The sequence below is a fragment of the Salinisphaera sp. genome (genome assembly GCF_035690525.1).
GTDB lineage: Bacteria > Pseudomonadota > Gammaproteobacteria > Nevskiales > Salinisphaeraceae > Salinisphaera.
Window position 1 is genome coordinate 1 of record NZ_DASSKM010000105.1, and the last position, 18456, is coordinate 18456.

Below are 18456 nucleotides of genomic sequence, written 5' to 3' on the forward strand. Positions count from 1 at the left end.
CAAGTCGGCAAGCGCTATCCGGGCGCCGAAGAACTCGCGGTCCAAAACTTCAACCTGATCACCGAAGACGGCGAATTCGTGGTCCTGGTCGGCCCGTCGGGCTGCGGCAAGACCACCACCATGCGCATGATCGCCGGCCTGGAAGAACACACCGAAGGCGCGATCAAGATCGGCGACCGCGACGTGGCCGGCGTCGCGCCCAAGGATCGCGACATCGCCATGGTCTTCCAGAGCTACGCCCTCTACCCGCACATGAGCGTGCGCGACAACATGGCGTTCTCCCTCAAACTCAAGAAATACGCCAAAGCCGACATCAAAAAGCGCGTCGAAGAAGCCGCCGCCGTACTCGGCATCGAACCCCTGCTCGACCGCAAACCCCGGGCCCTGTCCGGCGGCCAGCGCCAGCGCGTCGCCCTCGGCCGGGCCATCGTGCGCCAGCCGCAAGTCTTCCTCATGGACGAACCGCTATCCAACCTCGACGCCAAACTGCGGGTCGACATGCGCGCCGAAATCGTCAAACTGCACCGCAAACTCGGCGTCACCACCTTCTACGTCACCCACGACCAAACCGAAGCCATGACCATGGGCCAACGGATCGCGGTCATGAAAGACGGCATCGTCCAACAACTCGACAGCCCCAACAACCTCTACCAACACCCGGCCAACGGCTTCGTGGCCGGCTTCATCGGCACCCCGGCGATGAACTTCCTCGACGCCGCACTCGACAACGGCCAAGCCAGCGGCGCCGGCTTCGCGCTCACGCTCGACGCCGCCCGCAGCAACGCCGCCGGCGACCGGCCCCGCATCAGCGTCGGCATCCGTCCGGAACACCTGCACCTGGCGAGCGGCGAAAACTCATCGTGCCAACTCACCGGCGCGGTCGAAGTCGTCGAGCCGCTGGGCTCGCTGACCATGATCCAGGTCAAGGTCGGCCAGAGCACGCTGACCGCCCAAATCGAGCCGCATCAACAGGTGGCGATGGGCGACGAGGTCACGCTGACCTGCATGCCCGACAAGCTGTATCTGTTCGACCCGGAATCCGAGGCCGCGTTGATCGGTATCGACAACAGCCAGCACGACCGCGCGGCCTGAAACGTCGCCGAATCCGCGCTTGAATCGGGCAAGGCGCGGCCCCACAACCGTGTTCACGTGACACAACGCGGGGTAGACCCGGTGAAACAATTCGACGGCACAACAATTCTTTCCGTGCGCCGCGACGACCAGGTGGCCATCGCCGGGGACGGGCAAGTCTCGATGGGCGATACCATGTTCAAGGGCAACGCCCGCAAAGTGCGCCGCCTTTACGACGACCAGGTCCTGGCGGGCTTCGCCGGCGGTACGGCCGACGCCTTCACCCTGTTCGAGCGCTTCGAGGGCAAGTTGTCCCAGCACAACGGTCAGCTCGTGAAATCCGCCGTCGACATGGCCAAGGACTGGCGTACCGACCGTGCCCTGCGCCGGCTGGAAGCGCTGCTGCTGGTGGCCGACAAGACGGCCACGTTGATGCTCTCCGGCAACGGCGATGTCATGGAACCGGAGTTCGGCTGCATGGCGATCGGTTCGGGCGGGTCCTATGCCCAGGCCGCGGCCCGCGCCTTGATCGAAAATACCGACATGCCCGCGTCCGAGATCGCCGAGAAGGCGATGCACATCGCCGCCGACACTTGCATCTATACCAACCACCACATCACCGTCGAGGTGCTCGACTATGAGTGATACCGCACCCGAAGCCGTCGAAGCCGGAAACTCGCAGCGCGTTTTGCCCCGCGCGCAGATGACGCCGCGCGAGATCGTCGCCGAGCTCGATCGCCATATCATCGGCCAGACCGATGCCAAGCGCAGCGTGGCGATCGCCCTGCGCAACCGCTGGCGGCGTATGCAACTCGACGAGGCCATCCGCGGCGAGATCACGCCGAAGAATATCCTCATGATCGGCCCGACCGGCGTCGGCAAAACCGAGATCGCGCGCCGTCTGGCGAAGCTCGCCAACGCGCCGTTCACCAAGGTCGAGGCCACCAAGTTCACCGAAGTGGGCTACGTCGGCAAGGAAGTCGACTCGATCATCAAGGATCTGGTCGAAGTCGGCATGAAGATGACGCGCGAGGCCGCCAAAAAGCGCGTCCGGACCGACGCCGAACTGGCCGCCGAGGAACGTATTCTCGACGCGCTGCTGCCCAAGCCCAAGCACAACGACTGGGACGACGCCTCCCGGGCCACCGAATCCACGGCTACCCGCGAGGTGTTCCGCAAGCGCCTGCGCGAGGGCAAGATCGACGACAAGGAAGTCGAGCTGGAGCTGCGCCAGCACCAGGGCAGCGTCGAGATCATGGCGCCGCCGGGCATGGAGGAAATGACCAGCCAGCTGCAGTCCATGTTCCAGAACATGGGCGGACAGAACCAGACCAAGCGCACCAAGATCCGAATCAAGGACGCGTATCGCCAACTGGTCGACGAGGAAGCCGCCAAGCTGGTCGACGAGGAACAGATCAAGACCCAGGCGATCCACGAGGTCGAGAACGGCGGCATCGTCTTCCTCGACGAGATCGACAAGGTCTGCAAACGTTCGGACGCCGGCGGCGGCGGCTCGGGCGGGGATGTCTCGCGTGAAGGCGTGCAGCGGGATCTGCTGCCCCTGGTCGAAGGCTCCACCATCTCGACCAAGTACGGCATGGTCCGCACCGATCATATCCTGTTCATCGCGTCCGGGGCTTTTCACGTGGCCAAGCCGTCGGACCTGATTCCCGAGCTGCAGGGCAGACTTCCGATCCGCGTCGAACTCGATGCGCTCAAGGCCGAGGACTTCGTGCGGATCCTCACCGAGCCGCACTGTTCGCTGACCGAGCAGTACGTCGAGCTGATGAATGTCGAAGGCGTGACCATCGCCTTCACCGACGACGGCGTGCACCGGATCGCCGAGATGGCGTTCAACGTCAACGAAGGCACCGAGAACATCGGCGCCCGGCGTCTGCATACCATCATGGAGCGGCTGATGGAGGAAATCTCTTTCGCGGCCCCCGACAAGGCCGGCGAGACGCTCACCGTCGATGCGGCCTACGTCGACGGCAAGCTCAAGGACTTGGCTGCAGACGAAGACCTGTCGCGCTATATTCTGTAGTCGACAGGTCGGCGGTCGAGCTTTTAATTGCTCGAACCAGCCGGAGCAGGGCGCCTGCTCCGGCTTTTTTGTTGATTTTCGTGGGTGCTTGGCCGATGCATTGTCGGCATAGCTGGCTAAGGTTTCGCGCTGATGCGCGAGTCACTTATCTTGCTTGCCCAAGATAAGTAACCAACAGAAAGGCACCCGACACGGCGCCGGCTACGCCGGTGTACTGCGATGCTCGCGGCGACGGGATGCGGCGCCAAAATAATTTTAGGCTCGGGCCGCTTTGGCGGCCCTCGAACAGCTGGCCGCACCGGCGCAGTGCGCCGGACACCCGCCGCCACTGCGCGTCTCCGTCGCCGCGTAACGGGGCTGAATACAGGCACGATCTGCCGGGCCGATGTCTGTATTGGTCCCCTTGGGCGCAGCGCCGAGCAGCGGAGGCCGAAAGAGGAAAAGACAGCCGTGTGTCTGAGTGCCGCGTAGCGGCGCGAGTTTCGCGGCTGTCCCTCTTTTGGCCGGAGCCGCGCAGGGTATCGATGCGAAGCATCGACGCAAGGCAGGGTGTCATTTTCTTTGGTTACTTTCGTTTGGACAAGCAAACGAAAGTGACTTGCACATCAGTGCGAAACACCAAATAGCGTTCGCCTCGTGAGCGTTGCTCGGCCTCCATCCGGTGCCGGTACACATCGCTATCGCTGTGTGCCGGCAGCGAAGCCATCTGTTTGCCGCGAGCCGTTGCGAACGTTTCGATGTGGTTGATTTTAACACGCCCAGGCGCGGATCATTGAGCCCAACGACTGAACGGATTATTCGCTATGGCCGACGCGCCGACCGACATTACGCTCCACCAGAAATCCAAGGTGCTCGAAGTCCTCTTCGAAAACGGCGTGACCTACAATCTGCCGCTGGAATATCTGCGCGTCTATTCGCCCTCGGCCGAAGTTCGCGGCCACGGCGGCCCCATGCAGCTCGTCAGCGGCAAGAAGGACGTCGGCGTCGAACGGATCGAGCCGGTCGGCAATTACGCCGTTCAGCTTCATTTCGACGACGGCCATAATACCGGTATCTTCTCGTGGCAGACGCTGCGCGAGCTGGGCGAGAACTACGAGGCCAACTGGGCCGATTACCTCAAGCGGCTTGAACAAGCGGGCGCGAGTCGCGACAAGCTCTGGCACTGAGGCCGAGGCGCCGCTCTTCCGGTTGGCGTGGTCCTATACCGCCGCTTTATGCGCCAGCTTTTGCAAAACAATCCAGCGGCTATAGTTGTTTTTGACGCGCTATTAGGACACTTAACCCAGCAGATGCTGCGCGCGGCGGTGGGCGTATTCGATGGCGCGGCGGTCCCGGCCGCTAGGCATGGCCGCCACGGCGGCTTCAGACAGGGCGTCGGCGAAATCGCGCATGAGCCGGCGCTGATCGGCCCGGCGCGCGAATTCGCCGACTTGGCCGATGCAGTCGAGCATGTGTTCGGCGGCGTTGCGGTCGGCTGCGAAATAAGGGCGGAGCTGGTCGAATATCGCCAGTGCCAAACTTTCGAAATTGAACGCGGATGCCCAAAGGCGCAATACGCCGTCACTGTCGAAATGGTGCATGCTCACGATATCGCTTCGGGCCAGCCGGTTGAGCGCCGCGCACAGCCAGTCCAGACAGCCCATGGCGGTGTAGGGGTCGTTCATGGCCGGCGATAACGCGCGCGCGGCGATTTCCACCAGCTCGTTGACCAGAAAACGGATATCCTGGGATTTCGTGCGTTGCGGACCCAGCGCGTAGGCGTCGTGCAGACCGCCGATGACGCCATCATCCAGACGCGCCGGCGGCCAGGCCCACAGCAGTGTTTGGCCTTCGCCGACGAAATCACCCGGGCCGAGTTCGAGGCGCAGCACCAGATCGTGGTCGACGGCCTGTCGCACGAGCCCTCCGTAACCCAGATTTTGGATATAGCCGTCGCGCTTAGCGCGGACAGCGACCGCGGTCTCGGTGAAATCCGCGGGTAAATAAGCGAGCGGCTGATCGCTGGCGATGCGCGAGTATTGCTGGTCTTTTTCCAGCGCGGCGTCCAAGTCTCGGGCGACATCGGCTACCACGTGCGAGACGTGCAGCGAGACAGTGATGTGGTGGATGAAATAGATCAGGACCGCGATGCTGGCGAACGCCATGACCATCGCGAAGGACAGCGCCAGGTAGGGGATGAACACGCCCCCCGGTTCGTCGCCGGACTGGATGGTCCGCAGCAGCAGCAGGCAATAGACGAAGGTCGACAGGAACGTGCCCAGCGTGAACTGGTTGCCGGGGTCGTCCATGAAATTGGTCAACAGCCGCGGGCCGAGCGTCGAGGTGGTGTAGGCCAGGGCTGCGATCGTGATCGAAAAGGTCACGCCGGCGACGCCGATCATCGAACCGGCGACCGCAGACAGCAGGCCGCGCGCGCCGCTCGCCTGGATTTTGAATATCCAGGGCAAATCGTGCATCCAGCCGGCGCCCAGCGCGATATCGGCGCGCGTGAGCCCCAGCGACAGCAGCGCCGCGCCGATCGACATAATCGTGGGCAGGAACCAAAAGCTGCTGCGAAGGTCGTTCCATAGCTTGATGAGCTTGGCCATATGCCCGCTAAATCGCTGAGAATGCGCCGCTTAGGCGCACTCTACAGGACTGGACACCTAGAGCCGGGTGCACAGGCCCGCGGATTGCGGCTTAGGACGCGTTTAGTTTATTTGACGGGCGCCCGTCATGACGGCAACGGCATCGGACATCGTGTTCTGGTCCGGCCGCATAATCGCGATACGTTTGCCGAGTCGGTGGACGTGAATACGGTGTGCGACTTCGAAGACGTGCGGCATGTTGTGGCTGATGAGCACGATGGGCATGCCGTCGGCGCTCAATTTGCGGATCAAATCCAGTACGCGTTGCGATTCCTTGACGCCCAGCGCCGCGGTCGGTTCATCCAGAATCATCACTTTGCTGCCAAACGCCGCGGCCCGTGCGACGGCCACACCCTGGCGTTGGCCGCCGGATAGCGACTCCACGCTCTGACCGATATTCTGGATGGTCAATAGGCCGAGATTGGACAGATGCTCCCGCGCCTCGCGGCGCATGCCGGCCCGGTCGAGCTTGCGAAACCATTTACCAAGAAAACCGGGCGCGCGCCGCTCGCGGCCGAGAAACATGTTCTCGGCGATATCCAGCGCCGGTGACACGGCAAGATCCTGATACACCGTTTCGATGCCGCGCTTGCGCGCTTCCATTGGCGTGGTGAAATGTACTTCTTCGCCATTCAGCCAAATCGTGCCGCCGTCCGGCACCAGCGCACCGGAAAGAATTTTAATAAGCGTCGATTTACCGGCGCCGTTATCCCCGATGACCGCGAGCACTTCGCCCGGGTAGAGATCGAAATCGGAATGATCGAGCGCCACGACATGGCCGTAGTGCTTGCTCAGCCCCTTACCTTCGAGTACCGGCTGCTGTGATTCCGCCATTATACCGAGACCTTTCGGATCCACTGATCGATCGCCACCGCGACGATCACGAGCAGGCCCACGGCGAACTGCTGCCATAGCACTTCCACGCCCGCCAGAGAGAGCCCGTTGCGGAACACGCCGACAATCACCGCGCCCATGAGCGTGCCGTAGATCGAGCCGCGGCCGCCAAACAGACTGGTGCCGCCAATGACCACGGCGGTGATACTGTTCAGATTGGCCATGAAGCCGGCCTGTGGGCTGACCGAGCCAATCCGGCCAATCAATATCCAAGCCGTGATCGCGCAGATCAGGCCGGCGACGATATAGACCGACAGCAGCACGCGGCCGGTGCGGATGCCGGCGAGATCGGCGGCCTGGCGATCATCCCCGGTGGCATAGACGTGGCGCCCCCAGGCCGTCCAGCGCAGGACGTACCACAGCAAGACCACGAGCGCGAGCATCATGAGCGAGCCGTAACTGAATCGCGCTCCGAACACGCCGACGGTGTTGCCGGTCCATAGCAGGAGCGCCCCCGCGCTCGATAACGCCTGTGCCTGGATCGTTTGCGCCCCGGAAAACCATAGTGTCAGCGCGGCAAAGACGTTCCAGGCGCCGAGCGTAGCGATGAAGGGGGGCAACCGGAAGCGCGTGACGAGCGTTCCGTTGACAGCGCCGCAACCCGCGCCGACGGCGAGCCCGATCAGCAGCGCGATTACCGGGGGCAAGCCATAATCCACCGCCATCCGCCCCATGAACACCGAGGACAGGATCATGATGGCGCCGACCGACAAATCGATCCCCATCGTGAGGATGATCAGGGTCTGGCCGAGCGCGAGCGTTCCGATAATGCTGACCTGCTGAATGATCAGCGATAAATTGAACGGGTCGAAGAAACGCCCGCCGACGATCAGGGCAAAACAAATGATGGCGCCGGCCAAGACAATGGCCGGCACGGCCACCGAATAATTATGGAAAAACTGCTGGGTACGCTGTCTTAGCGAATGGTCGCTCGAGTCCGAAAACGCAACCACGTCTTCTTCGGGCGGCATATCGGACGCTACCTTGCTCATTGTGTACCACCCAATCCTGTTTACGATAACGCGCCGACGCCGGCGCGCTTCTAAAACTCAACGGGTTATATGTCTATTGCCCCCAGCAAAGCTTCAGGCCCTTTTCCGGCGAGATCGAGTCGACAGTCTCGACCGGTGTTTTCGTGACCAGCTTAGTGCCGGTGTTCACGAATCCCGAGACGGGTTTTTCACCCGTCTTGATGTATTCGGCCATTGCTTTCATGCCCTTCTTGGCCATGCGTAGCGGGAACTGCATGGACGTCGCGTCGAGCCTGCCGGCTTTGACGTTGCGCACGCCGGCGCAGGAGCCGTCGATCGCAACGAGCAGTACTTGGTCGGTTAATCCGAATGACTTAAGGGCCTGATAAGCGCCGGCGGCCGCCGGTTCGTTGATGCTGTACATCACGTTGGTGTTGTGGTTGCGCTGCAGCAGATTTTCCGCCGCGCGCCGGCCGCCCTGTGGATTGCCCGCGGTGACGTCGTGGCCGACGATGCGGTCATCGTTTTCGTCGCCGATGAAGTTGGGATCGTTGATCTCGATTCCGAAACCTTTTAGAAAACCTTGATCGCGTTGGACGCCGACCGTCGGCTGATTCTTGTGCAGGTCCAGCATCGCGATATGCGCATCCTTGGCCTTGTCGCCGAGCATGGCGCGCGCCCATTTGCCGATCTTCACACCGGCTTTAAAGTTGTTGGTGGCGAACGTCGCGTCGGCGGCGTCCGCGGGGTTGAGCCGGGTATCGAGCGCGATCACGAAGATGCCGGCGTCGCGTGCCTTGCGGATGGTCGGCACGATGGCCTCGGGATCGTTCGGTGTAATCAGAATCCCGTCGGCTCCGGCCGAGATGAGGTTCTCGATGGCCCTGACCTGCGACTGATTGTCGCCGTCGTACCGACCCGCGTAGGTGCGAAGGTTGATGCCCAGCTTCTTGGCCTCTTTCTGGGCGCCTTTTTTCATGGTCACGAAATACGGGTTCGTGTTGGTTTTCGTGATAAGGCCCACCAGCGGCTTGTCGGCTGCTGATGCCAGCCCCGAAAAAACCACTGCGGCAACCAACAGTGCAACAGCCAGCCCAATGCTCCGCTTCATGCCATGCTCCTATCGGCGTTCGCCGGATTTTTTTCAGTATGTGATTCGATCGTATATGGAGCGTATGGCATGCGTAATGCCACAAAGGTGGTATAACTGGTTTACCTTTTGCCCGTGGCGGTTCGGCATGAGAATCCGAAGCTCGACGGTAAGATGGCGGCATCGTGATAACGCGCGGCAATCCACGATGCCATTGCTTATCGCGGACGGCGCCCGTTAAAGTTTTTGCTTGCAGAGCCGATGCTTTAGCTGACGCGGGATGCTTTAAAGCCGACATGCCGGTAAAAAAACTTGCCATCGACGAATTGTGCATCGGCATGTATGTCGAGGAGCTCGATCGTCCGTGGTTGGAGACGGATCTCCCTTATCAAGGCATGGTCGTCGCCGACCAGTCCGATATCGACATGCTGGCGCGACAAGCCAAGCACGTCTACGTTACCGACTTGGCTCCGCCGTTAAGCGATTCAGCCGCCGCCGCCGCCGGCGCTAAAAAACAGGACATCGACCGGCCCGCCCTACACGATCGCGCGCCACTAGAGTTCTTCGAAGAGATCGAGCATGCCCGTCATATCCGCTCGGACATGCGGAACCTGGTCGGCGCCATTCATGACGATATCCGCGCCGGCCGCCGCCTCGATGTCGATACGGCGCAGGAGATGGTCACACGCATCGGCGACAGTGTGGCGCGCAACAGCGAAGCTTTGATGTGGTTCTCCACGCTAAAGCACCGCGACGATTACACCGCCCAGCACAGTGTGCATGTATGCATGCTCGCCGTAGCGTTCGCGGCCTATCTCGGTATGGACGACACGCAATTGGACACGCTCGGGCTGGGCGCGCTGTTTCACGACGTCGGCAAGATCCGCGTGCCATTAGCGGTATTGAACAAACCGGGACGACTGACCGAAGAGGAAATGGCCGAGATCCGTAAGCATCCGCAACACGGTGTCGATATCCTGAGCGAGATCGACGGCATCAGCCCGGATAGCCTGGACGTGGTTCTGAACCATCACGAGCGACTGGACGGCTCAGGCTATCCTCGCGGTATCAGCGGACATGAGATCTCTTATTTCAGCCAACTGCTGGCGATCTGCGACGTCTACGATGCCATGACCAGCGATCGCGTGTACCACCGTGGACGAACGCCGGCCGATGTGATCAAGATCATGCGCGGCGATACGGACATGATCAACCAGACGCTGCTCGAAAAATTCAACGCGTTCCTCGGCGATTACCCGGTCGGCACGCTGGTCGAGCTCAATAGCGGAGAGGTAGGCTTAATCGTGCCGCGCACCGAGCACGACAGCGAGACGGATCTTGACCAGCCGGTAGTTCTTATCATGCTGGACCACAACAAACACCTTTATTATCCGCAGCGGCTGCGGGATTTGGGCCGCTATGAGCGTTTCCAAATCACACGCGTTCTGGCCAGTGGCGCCTACGGCATCGATGTCAACGACTATGCTTGCAATCTTCAGTAATACCAGCCGTTATAATGATGTAACGATAGCCGATTAAGAAAAAGAGCAAGTCCGCAAATAAACGCCAAAGGCGCGTAAAATAAAGAAAATTAGTTTTCATTTGCGCTTTTTGCGTTCATTTACGGACTGTCTTTAGTCTTCCTTTTGTAACCTTGTTTTACAGGTTGGTATAATAAGTATACCTTCTGGTGCCAGTTAATCACGGCTCCGATCCCGCTCGAGTTCCTGTATTGTACTCATCAGGTCGTCGAAGTCGTCGTCCCGTTCGGCGGCGCGGTCGGCCATGGCGTCGAGTTCGTCGGTAGGGGATTCGTCCGCGCGCGGCGGCGGCGCGTCCGGGGTGCTTTGAGCGGCGGTTGCCAACGGTTGGGGGCTTGGGGTGCCGGGTCTCCCGGCGCCGGCGCGTTTTCCGGACTCGGCTTGCGATGCGCTCGGCGCCTTGCTGTTTTCGCTGGCGGTTTCGCAGATACAGAGTTGGTCGTCGGTCCACACGATTTGCGTGATTTCGGCCCGCCATTGTTTATTGGCGCGCGTGACGATGCGCACGGTATCGCCGACGTCGACGGGTTCTTGGGTCTTGCAGCCCCAGTTGCCGTTGCGCAGTTTGCAGGGGCTGGCTTCGATGAGATTGTCTTCGCTCATAAGGGCTGTCGCGGTTCGGCGGTAGTACGATAATGGGATCTGCGATGCACGCTATGTGCATTCGCTACGAATTTCCAGCCGGCGAACAGGCCAACGACGATCCTGAATCGAGATTCGGGGGGAAGCGGCTCATTACGATGTAGGGCGCCACCCGGCCGTTTTGTTGACGGAGCGGGCCTCGCGAGCCGCGGCGTCGGTCCGGCTGACATGCGTGCCGCGCTGCCCGCCGTCGCCCGGCGGTCCGTCGATCGGTCGGGCATGCGGCCTCACGGCGCTTCTGTTTCGTTCCCGGTTCATGGGGTTAGCGCGTTATTTCTGGCGTAATTTCTGGCCCGGGGGCGGATCGAACACATGAGAAATACGACCGTGCCTTGTCCGCGGCCCGATCCGCTCGTGTCAGATAATTTTACAAAGGGCGCCGGCCTCGTTTTTATTAAATTATTGTACGCTAATAAATAATTAAAACATCCTACCCGGGCCGATGTGCCGCATCTTAATAAGATCATGAGTTTTATGAGGAATCAGACGAAAGCCGCTTTGGCTCGTATGTTGTTGCGCCGCTACCGACATCAATGAAGCCAAGTTGGCACGCCGCTTGCTTTAGTGGCTCCACGGCGCGGTCTTTACGTGTGCTGGTGCGCCGCCTAAACCGAGGGGAATGAATGATGAATGGATTGAAATTGGGCGCTCTGGCGCTGTTGGCTCTCGCGTCGGTCAGCGCCAATGCGACGGTGATCGAATCGACTTATTCGGTCGATGCGAATTCTTCCGATCCCGGCCTGGTGATCCAGACCCAGGATCATTCGGCCAACCCTTTCAGCTACGACCTGGCCGTTGGCGAGTCGGTGACGTTCGGTTTGTTCGATATCTGGACAAATGAAAATAGCCTCGATACCGGGTTCTTTTCGTGTGGCGACGATTGCGATCGTTTGCCGATCAGCGTTGCATTTGGCTTCCTTGCGCCGGATGTGGGCCAGGGCAGTATCAACGGTCAGACCTACGGTAATTTCACTGGGTTTCTCGACCTTGCGCAGGAAGGCCGGGTTAGCTGGGATGGGCCTCTGAGCTTTGGTTTCGGCCCAAACAGCGACGGTCTGCTTCGTGTCAGCCTCTCGGATGAGAATTTCAACAAGGGCTACTTCGGCCTTGACGAGGGCCGCGGTAGCGGGGCGACAGTAAATGCCACCTTGACGCTGGTTTCCGATGCGAGCGCCGCCGATGTGCCGGAGCCGGGCGCCCTCGGGCTGTTCGGTCTGGCGCTGGCCGCGATCGGCTTCGCTACCTACCGTCGACGGTCGATGCCGTTGTAAACGGGCCCGCGCGAGCCGCCAATCGGCCGGCCCCCGGACTTGGGGCGCCGGCCGATTTTTTTGCGGCTCGCCGACGGGGCGGCGGCGTCGTCGCAGAGCGCCGCGTTTGCATTGCCAGGGATTTTCAAATTTTCCCACGACCTGCTATAAAACCGCAATCGATAAAAAACGCCACGCCGCGCAATGCGCGCGTGGTGGCTCTTGTTGGGGGGAAGCCATGTCGTTCGGGAGCGCTATTTCAAAAGATCGCCGGCCGGGCGACGGCGGAGCCAACCGAACCCCACCCCTTGCCAGCGTTCGAGCGTAGCCGCTGGCTATGATCCGTCGCCCCCGGCCGCACCCATCCCCGCGCCGCCAAGCCGGTATCGGTGCGGTCGAATACCTCCTCGGCACCGGCGTATTGCTGGTGCTACTGCTGGCGCCGTTTCCGTTTCACGGCACCACGCTTAATGTGGTGCAACGCGTGATTTTCGCCATTCAGCGCCAACACGCCGCCTACTTATATTGGGCCAGCATGCCGTCGCTGCCGCGCGGGCCGGGCGGGTTGAGCCAATTGCCGGGCCGCCCGGTGGGCGGGGCCGGCGGCGGGCCCGATGCGGGCGACGATCTCCCGCTGGGCTATGACGACCCGGGCGCGGACGCCGGCGAGAGCGCGGGCGGCGACGCCCCGGTCGGCGAACCGATCGACGCCCCGCCCGGCGATTCCTTCGGCGATCTGTCCAGCGGCCTAACCGACGACGCGCCGCCGCCGCCCGACCGCACGCCGCCCAACGGCGGCCCCGGCAACGGCGGCCCGGCGGTGTGCGCGACCCCGGGCGCGACCCCGATCCCCGGCGCGGCGCAACCCACGCATATCGCCGCCACCCACGTCGGCAACCCCATCAACGTCATCACCGGCAACAAGTTCGAGCGCCAAATCGATCTCGCGGGCCTACCCGGCGCGCACGGCCTGGCGTTCGTGCGCTACTACAACAGCCGCACCGCCTACACCGGCGCACTCGGGCATAACTGGCGCAGCAACTACAGCCTGAACCTTGTCCACACCGCCCACGGCATCGCGCTCTGGCAGGCCGACGGCCGGCGTATCGATTTTCATTTCGATCATCATAACGAGCGAACCGCCACCGACGTGTATACCGCCGCCCAATACGGCGACGGCACGCTGTGGGTGAGTGATCAGCACACCCGCTGGCGCTGGCGCGACGGCACCGATCTGTTGATCGACCGGACCGGCGTGCTGTCCGCCATCCGCCACCCGGACGGCGCGATCACGCGCCTGTCCCACGATGCCGCCGGCCGGCTCACCCAAGTCACCGACGCCCAGGGCCGCACGCTGACCTTCACCTACAACGCCGACGGCCGCCTGGCGCGCCTGGCCGACCCGGCCGGCGCGATCACCGCGTACCGCTACGACGATCGCGGCAACCTCGCCCAGGTCATCGGCCCCGAGGGCCGCGTCCGGCGTTATCACTACGGTGATCCGTTTGATGCGCATAACCTCACCGGCCTCAGCCGCGGGCGGATGCCGGTGGGGTATCGACCCCAGCCGCTCGCGCCGCCCGAGCCGCCCGATAACCCCTACGGCCTGGAACCGTACACCGTCGCCGCTGATGACATCGGCGATGCCGCCCACGCCCACACCGCCGCGTATCGGCCCGGCGCGACCGGCGCGGCCGGCGCTACGCCCGATACCGCCGTCGCGCCGCCCCAGCCCACCGATCTCACCCGTATCGCCACCTGGGCGTACGACCGCCACGACCGGGCCGTGCTGTCCATGCACGCGAACGGCGCCGACCAAACCACGCTCGCGTTCAAGCCCCACCGGACCGTGGTCGACCGAGCCGGCCAGGGCATCAGCATCTACCACACCGCCACCCGCCACGGCGTGCCGATCGTCACCGCGATCGACGGGCCGGGGTGTGCGGCCTGTGGCGGCGCGGATGCGCGTTATCGCTACAACGAGGCGCTACAGCTGACCGCGCAAACCGACGCCGCCGGGCTCACCACCCACACCGCCTACGACAACAAGGGGCGCACGATCGCTATCCGGCAAACCGCGCCGGGCGGCGCCGAGCGACTCATCGCGCAGTATCTCTACGCCGACGATTCCCGCCACCCGGCGGCGATCATCACGCCGTCGGTCGCCCCGGACAGACAACACGCCTGGTTTTTAGCCTACGACGACCGGCATCGCCTCGTCGGCTTGGCCGAAACCGGCTGGACCCCGAACGGCGACGGCGGCTGGCGCGGCATTCGGCGGACACTGCTGGACCGGCGCCCCGAGCCGGCACAACCAACCGCGGCCAACCCCGCGGGCCTGGCACCCTACGATCCGCCCACCGCCTACCAGCTGGCCGACGGCCCGGGCATCACCCGCGACGCCGACGGCCGCATCACCCAGCGGATCGCGGCCGACGGCGCCGTCACCCGCCTGACCTACGACGCCGCCGGGCGCCTGACCCGGCTGGTCCGCCATGCCGAGTCCGATACCCCGCTGACGGTGACCCTGGCCTACGACGCCGCCGGGCATCTCACCGCCGTTACCGGCCCCCAGGGGACGGCGCGCGCGGCCTACGACGCCGCCGGACGGCTCACGCGCCTGACCGGCCCCGACGGCGCCACGACCCGGTTTCACTACAACGCCGCCGGCCGGCGCGTGGGCCAACAACACACCGACGCCGCCGGCCGGACGATCACCACCCATCGGCGCTACGACGCCCAAGGCCGGCTGATCGCGATCCGGCGCGGCGACGCCCCGATCCAACACGTCGCCTACGACGCCCACGGCCGGCTGGCCGCCCGGACCAACGCCGCCGGCGTGACCACCACCGATGCCTACGGCGCCTTCGGCCGTATTCAACAGCGCACCCGCGCGGCCGGCACCGGCGCGGCGGCGACCACGCGCTATCGCTATGACGCCCGCGGCCACCTGATCGGCATCACCGATGCCCGCGGCCACACCGCCACCACCCGCTACAACGACTTCGGCGAGGCCCTGTATCGCGCCACCCCCGACGGCGGGGTGGTGGTCTATCGCTATGACGCGCAAGGCCGGCGCATCGCCGCGCTGGACGAAGCCGGGCGGCTGGCCGTGCGCGCCGATCTCGCCGCCAAGCTCGATGCCGATCCAATCCACGCCGTGGCCGACGACCCGGCCAAGCCGAGCCATGCGTCACCGGCCATCCAGCGCACGACCGATGCCGCCGGCCGGACGACACAAGCCACCTTGCCCGACGGCACAACGCTCAACTATGCCTACGACGATCAGGGGCGACTCACCGCCATCACCCGCGACCACTGGCTGTTCGATACGGCCGTGCTCCAACTGCACTATAATCCCAACGGCGCGCTCGCGGCCCGCACCGGCGCCGACGGGCGCACCACCGAGCAGACCTTGGACGCCGCCGGGCGGCTGACCGGCCAAACCACGCCGGATCTCGGCCCCCGGCGCTATCGCTACGACGCCCTCGACCGGCTGCGCGCCCAAACCGTCAACGGTGCGACCACCACGTATGACTACGACCCGCTCGGCCGGCTGACCCGCGCGGCCGGGCCGAATGGCGCCACCACCTGGGCCTACGACGCCACCGGCAACCGTATCCAAACCACCCGCAACGGGCAGACCACGCGCTACGCTATCGCCAAGACCAGCAACCGGCTCCAGACTACCCGTAGCGACGGCCATGCCATCCAGACCACCTATGACGCCACCGGCCGGCCGCTGACCCGCGGCGACATGACCTTCCACTACAACGCCGCCGGCCGGCTGGCGACGGTGTATAAGCACCAGCACAAGCTGGCCGCCTACACCTATGATAATCACGGCCGGCGAATCGAAAAGACCGTGTATCGAAACGGCCAAGCCCACGCCACGCGCTTTGTCTACGCCGGCGCCCAGCTGGTCGGCCGGGGTAAGGGCGCCAACGGCCCGATCACCCGCGCCTATGTCTATCAAGGCCACCGGCCGATCGCGGTGATCGACCACGGCACGCTGTACGCCGTGCACACCAACCGCCGCGGCGCGCCGATCGCCGTGGCCCAAACCGATGGCACGCTGGTCTGGCGGGCCAGCTATACCGCTTTCGGCAAAGCCCAAGTCAACGAAGACCCCGACGGCGACGGCCAAGCCTTTATCTTTCACCTGCGCCTGCCGGGCCAATACGCCGATGCCGAGACCGGTACGCACTATAATCTTTACCGCACTTACGACCCAGCCACCGGCCGCTATCAAACCCCCGACCCGCTGGGCATCGCCGACGGGCTCAATGCCTATGCCTATGTCCACAGCAATCCCCTAAACGAAATCGATCCGTTGGGGCTCTACGGGATCGATCTGCATTACTATATGACGTACTTTCTGGCGCGTATGGCGGGCCTGGACGCCGAGACCGCCCAGATCATCGCCAACGCCACCGAATACGTGGACCAGAACCCGCAGACCCAGCCGTGCCACGGTTTTCTGTGTAGCGTTCCCAACGGCCAATCATTGCAACTGTATCATTTTGCGATGGACGAAGACGCCCCGTACCGCGGCGACCTGGGTACGCACGCACTGGCCGCGCGGCTCAAATCCAAGGGCTGGATCGACGCCGACTTTGACTATGATGCGTTGGATTCCAACGCACAGGCGCAGTGGTACGAAAGCCATCGTTTTCTATTCCCGGCCAGCCCGCAGCTGGCCCGGCTGCGCCGCGCCGCGCTCACCCTGTATCCGGCCTGCGGCCCACGCAACCCGCACGCCAAGGCGCAACTCTACGGCGAATACCTGCACGCCCTGGAAGACAGCTTCGCCCATCGCGACAACGCCGATAAACCGTACAGCCGCAAACAGATCCCCGGAATGGACGAAGGCTATATCGGGCATGGACTCGATGGGCACAATCCCGATAAGACCTACAACCATCGTAGCGAACTGCCGACTACGAACATATTCCGTCAATGGAACAACAACGAAGCGCGGACGCTAGCCGCCGAACACGCCGTGTTCTACAAGCTACGCAGCGACTTTAGCGACGTGATCCAGCAAAATACGAATACCACCGCCCAGACCTAGCGCGCCACGACGGATGCGATCTGGAGCGCCCTATCGGGCGCCGAGCCTGGCCAGCTCGGCTACGCGCGCGTGGGCTATAACTCCAACCTGCCGTTCACCGGCGACCATCCGATCGATGGGCCGGAGCACAACCAAAGCATCGGGGTGTTGCAGCGGTTTAATGCGGATCGGGAAAGCGATCCGAAGAAAAAAGCACAAATGCTTCAAAGCTTATTGAATAAGCGTATCGAAACTTTTAAATCGCATGAGCAAAAAGCCGCCCAAGACCGCATAAATTATCTCGGCAACATCACCGACGCCGATCTAAAAGAGCAAGGCTTTTACTACTACGACCCGGACGACGGCGGCAAGTATAAGCCGGCACTTCTCTTGCCGTGCGGCAGCTATAAAACCAAGTCCGTGTGTAATCAGTGAGACGTAGACGGGCATGGGAACACAAAAATACCAAATTTTGCGGCAGACAATTGCCGGAATTCTAGCAGTAGTCACTCTACAGGGTTGCACCTCAGCAGGGAAAAGCGTCTATGGACGCGTCATCAACGCCGATACGGGTCAACCGATTCAAGGAGCCTACGTATTTGCTAGTACCGGTTACTACAAGTGTAATTCATGGGAATTGGGCATGTGTGGCTGTGTCGATGTTGACGGCGCGCTGACTCAGACTAATGCTAACGGATATTTTTCTTTCAATAAATCGTTTGATTTCGGAGGATCGATTTTAAGTGACAAATTTGGTTCCGTAGCAGTTTTCAAGCCAGGTTTTAAAAATATCAAAAGTAATTATAAGAACACCGAGACCAAAGACACCAACGGCTTAAAAACCTACAAGCATTATAATATTTATCATCAATATTTTTACGGTACGGGCATGTATGGAGACGAATATAAAAAATTTCCTTTAGAAAAAGGATCTAATAATTTTATGTTAAGAAAAATAAATTATAGCAACATCGATACAGCCGCATCTAAAGGCACAAGTCCAGTATTTTTTTATATATCTGAAATATCATACGATCTTGTCGGTCACGACTGTTTCAATGGAGAAACCAATAAATTTCGAAAAGCGTATGAAAAATTTTATCATTATATTCGTCTGACAGCAAAACAAGCTATAACGACGCGAGAAGACAAAAAAAAATTTTGGAGAGTATTTGAAAGTAAGCGTTAAAGAAACTCATACTTTTCAAGCGAATTCCGAGGCGGTTCCGCAGTTCCCGGGCAGTTCGGGCAGGGCAGTTGCCGGGAGAGTTCC

General features: G+C 61.9%; 14 protein-coding genes. 9 read left to right on the top strand and 5 right to left on the bottom strand.

Translation table 11 applies throughout. The annotated features are described in order from the left end of the window. The 4 genes from VFJ08_RS07485 to VFJ08_RS07500 form a co-directional block, all read left to right on the top strand. Nucleotides 1–1092, top strand: a 1092-nt coding sequence (locus tag VFJ08_RS07485; protein ID WP_324996572.1) for an ABC transporter ATP-binding protein, incomplete at its 5' end; no start/stop codon positions are given. An 81-nt stretch (nt 1093–1173) separates the two neighbouring features. Further along, the gene (gene hslV / locus VFJ08_RS07490; RefSeq protein WP_324996573.1) at nt 1174–1716 is read left to right on the top strand and encodes an ATP-dependent protease subunit HslV; all 543 of its coding nucleotides are present in this window, start codon (nt 1174–1176) and stop codon (nt 1714–1716) included. Nucleotides 1717–1774: 58 nt separating this feature from the next. Next, a complete protein-coding gene (hslU, locus tag VFJ08_RS07495; RefSeq protein ID WP_349256967.1) occupies nt 1775–3115 on the top strand; it encodes an ATP-dependent protease ATPase subunit HslU in 1341 nt (446 codons plus the stop codon). Between the two features lie 803 nt (nt 3116–3918). Next, nucleotides 3919–4281, top strand: coding sequence for a DUF971 domain-containing protein (locus tag VFJ08_RS07500; protein ID WP_324996575.1), 363 nt, complete (start codon nt 3919–3921; stop codon nt 4279–4281). A gap of 111 nt (nt 4282–4392) precedes the next feature. On the opposite strand, the gene VFJ08_RS07505 is transcribed toward VFJ08_RS07500, so the two are convergent. From VFJ08_RS07505 to VFJ08_RS07520, 4 genes are all read right to left on the bottom strand, one after another. Then, nucleotides 4393–5703 carry a DUF2254 domain-containing protein gene (locus tag VFJ08_RS07505; RefSeq protein WP_324996576.1) on the bottom strand — a complete coding sequence of 437 codons (1311 nt, stop codon included), beginning with the start codon at nt 5701–5703 and terminating at the stop codon, nt 4393–4395. A 102-nt stretch (nt 5704–5805) separates the two neighbouring features. After that, nucleotides 5806–6654 carry an ATP-binding cassette domain-containing protein gene (locus VFJ08_RS07510; RefSeq protein ID WP_414707044.1) on the bottom strand — a complete coding sequence of 283 codons (849 nt, stop codon included), beginning with the start codon at nt 6652–6654 and terminating at the stop codon, nt 5806–5808. After that, nucleotides 6576–7607 carry an ABC transporter permease gene (locus VFJ08_RS07515; RefSeq protein ID WP_349256968.1) on the bottom strand — a complete coding sequence of 344 codons (1032 nt, stop codon included), beginning with the start codon at nt 7605–7607 and terminating at the stop codon, nt 6576–6578. Before VFJ08_RS07515 ends, VFJ08_RS07510 begins: the two co-directional genes overlap by 79 nt. A gap of 94 nt (nt 7608–7701) precedes the next feature. Then, nucleotides 7702–8718, bottom strand: coding sequence for a substrate-binding domain-containing protein (locus tag VFJ08_RS07520; protein WP_324996579.1), 1017 nt, complete (start codon nt 8716–8718; stop codon nt 7702–7704). Between the two features lie 164 nt (nt 8719–8882). On the opposite strand from VFJ08_RS07520, the gene VFJ08_RS07525 reads away from it, so the two are divergent. Further along, on the top strand, nt 8883–10199 hold the full coding sequence (locus VFJ08_RS07525) for an HD-GYP domain-containing protein (RefSeq protein WP_324996580.1): 1317 nt from the start codon (nt 8883–8885) through the stop codon (nt 10197–10199). Nucleotides 10200–10394: 195 nt separating this feature from the next. Here VFJ08_RS07525 and VFJ08_RS07530 read toward each other — a convergent pair whose 3' ends face one another. Beyond that, the gene (locus VFJ08_RS07530; protein WP_324996581.1) at nt 10395–10841 is read right to left on the bottom strand and encodes a hypothetical protein; all 447 of its coding nucleotides are present in this window, start codon (nt 10839–10841) and stop codon (nt 10395–10397) included. A 665-nt stretch (nt 10842–11506) separates the two neighbouring features. Between VFJ08_RS07530 and VFJ08_RS07535 the strand changes: the two genes are divergently transcribed. The 4 genes from VFJ08_RS07535 to VFJ08_RS07550 all read left to right on the top strand — a co-directional run bounded on the left by VFJ08_RS07535 (nt 11507) and on the right by VFJ08_RS07550 (nt 18372). Then, on the top strand, nt 11507–12151 hold the full coding sequence (locus tag VFJ08_RS07535) for a PEP-CTERM sorting domain-containing protein (RefSeq protein ID WP_324996582.1): 645 nt from the start codon (nt 11507–11509) through the stop codon (nt 12149–12151). A 316-nt stretch (nt 12152–12467) separates the two neighbouring features. Further along, the gene (locus VFJ08_RS07540) at nt 12468–17204 is read left to right on the top strand and encodes a DUF6765 family protein (protein WP_324996583.1); all 4737 of its coding nucleotides are present in this window, start codon (nt 12468–12470) and stop codon (nt 17202–17204) included. A 69-nt stretch (nt 17205–17273) separates the two neighbouring features. Then, nucleotides 17274–17618: a hypothetical protein gene (locus VFJ08_RS07545; protein WP_324996584.1), complete on the top strand. Its 345-nt coding sequence runs from the start codon at nt 17274–17276 to the stop codon at nt 17616–17618. A gap of 13 nt (nt 17619–17631) precedes the next feature. After that, nucleotides 17632–18372: a hypothetical protein gene (locus tag VFJ08_RS07550; RefSeq protein ID WP_324996585.1), complete on the top strand. Its 741-nt coding sequence runs from the start codon at nt 17632–17634 to the stop codon at nt 18370–18372. The last annotated feature ends 84 nt before the right edge of the window (nt 18373–18456 follow it).

What these genes read in the sequence shown, in the direction of transcription:
- hslU (WP_349256967.1), top strand. Translation starts at nt 1,775, where the DNA reads ATGACGCCGCGCGAGATCGTCGCCGAGCTCGATCGCCATATCATCGGC.
- VFJ08_RS07505 (WP_324996576.1), bottom strand. Translation starts at nt 5,703, where the DNA reads ATGGCCAAGCTCATCAAGCTATGGAACGACCTTCGCAGCAGCTTTTGG.
- VFJ08_RS07510 (WP_414707044.1), bottom strand. Translation starts at nt 6,654, where the DNA reads ATGGCAGCAGTTCGCCGTGGGCCTGCTCGTGATCGTCGCGGTGGCGAT.
- VFJ08_RS07515 (WP_349256968.1), bottom strand. Translation starts at nt 7,607, where the DNA reads ATGCCGCCCGAAGAAGACGTGGTTGCGTTTTCGGACTCGAGCGACCAT.
- VFJ08_RS07550 (WP_324996585.1), top strand. Translation starts at nt 17,632, where the DNA reads ATGGGAACACAAAAATACCAAATTTTGCGGCAGACAATTGCCGGAATT.
- VFJ08_RS07540 (WP_324996583.1), top strand. Translation starts at nt 12,468, where the DNA reads ATGATCCGTCGCCCCCGGCCGCACCCATCCCCGCGCCGCCAAGCCGGT.
- VFJ08_RS07530 (WP_324996581.1), bottom strand. Translation starts at nt 10,841, where the DNA reads ATGAGCGAAGACAATCTCATCGAAGCCAGCCCCTGCAAACTGCGCAAC.
- VFJ08_RS07500 (WP_324996575.1), top strand. Translation starts at nt 3,919, where the DNA reads ATGGCCGACGCGCCGACCGACATTACGCTCCACCAGAAATCCAAGGTG.
- VFJ08_RS07535 (WP_324996582.1), top strand. Translation starts at nt 11,507, where the DNA reads ATGAATGGATTGAAATTGGGCGCTCTGGCGCTGTTGGCTCTCGCGTCG.
- VFJ08_RS07520 (WP_324996579.1), bottom strand. Translation starts at nt 8,718, where the DNA reads ATGAAGCGGAGCATTGGGCTGGCTGTTGCACTGTTGGTTGCCGCAGTG.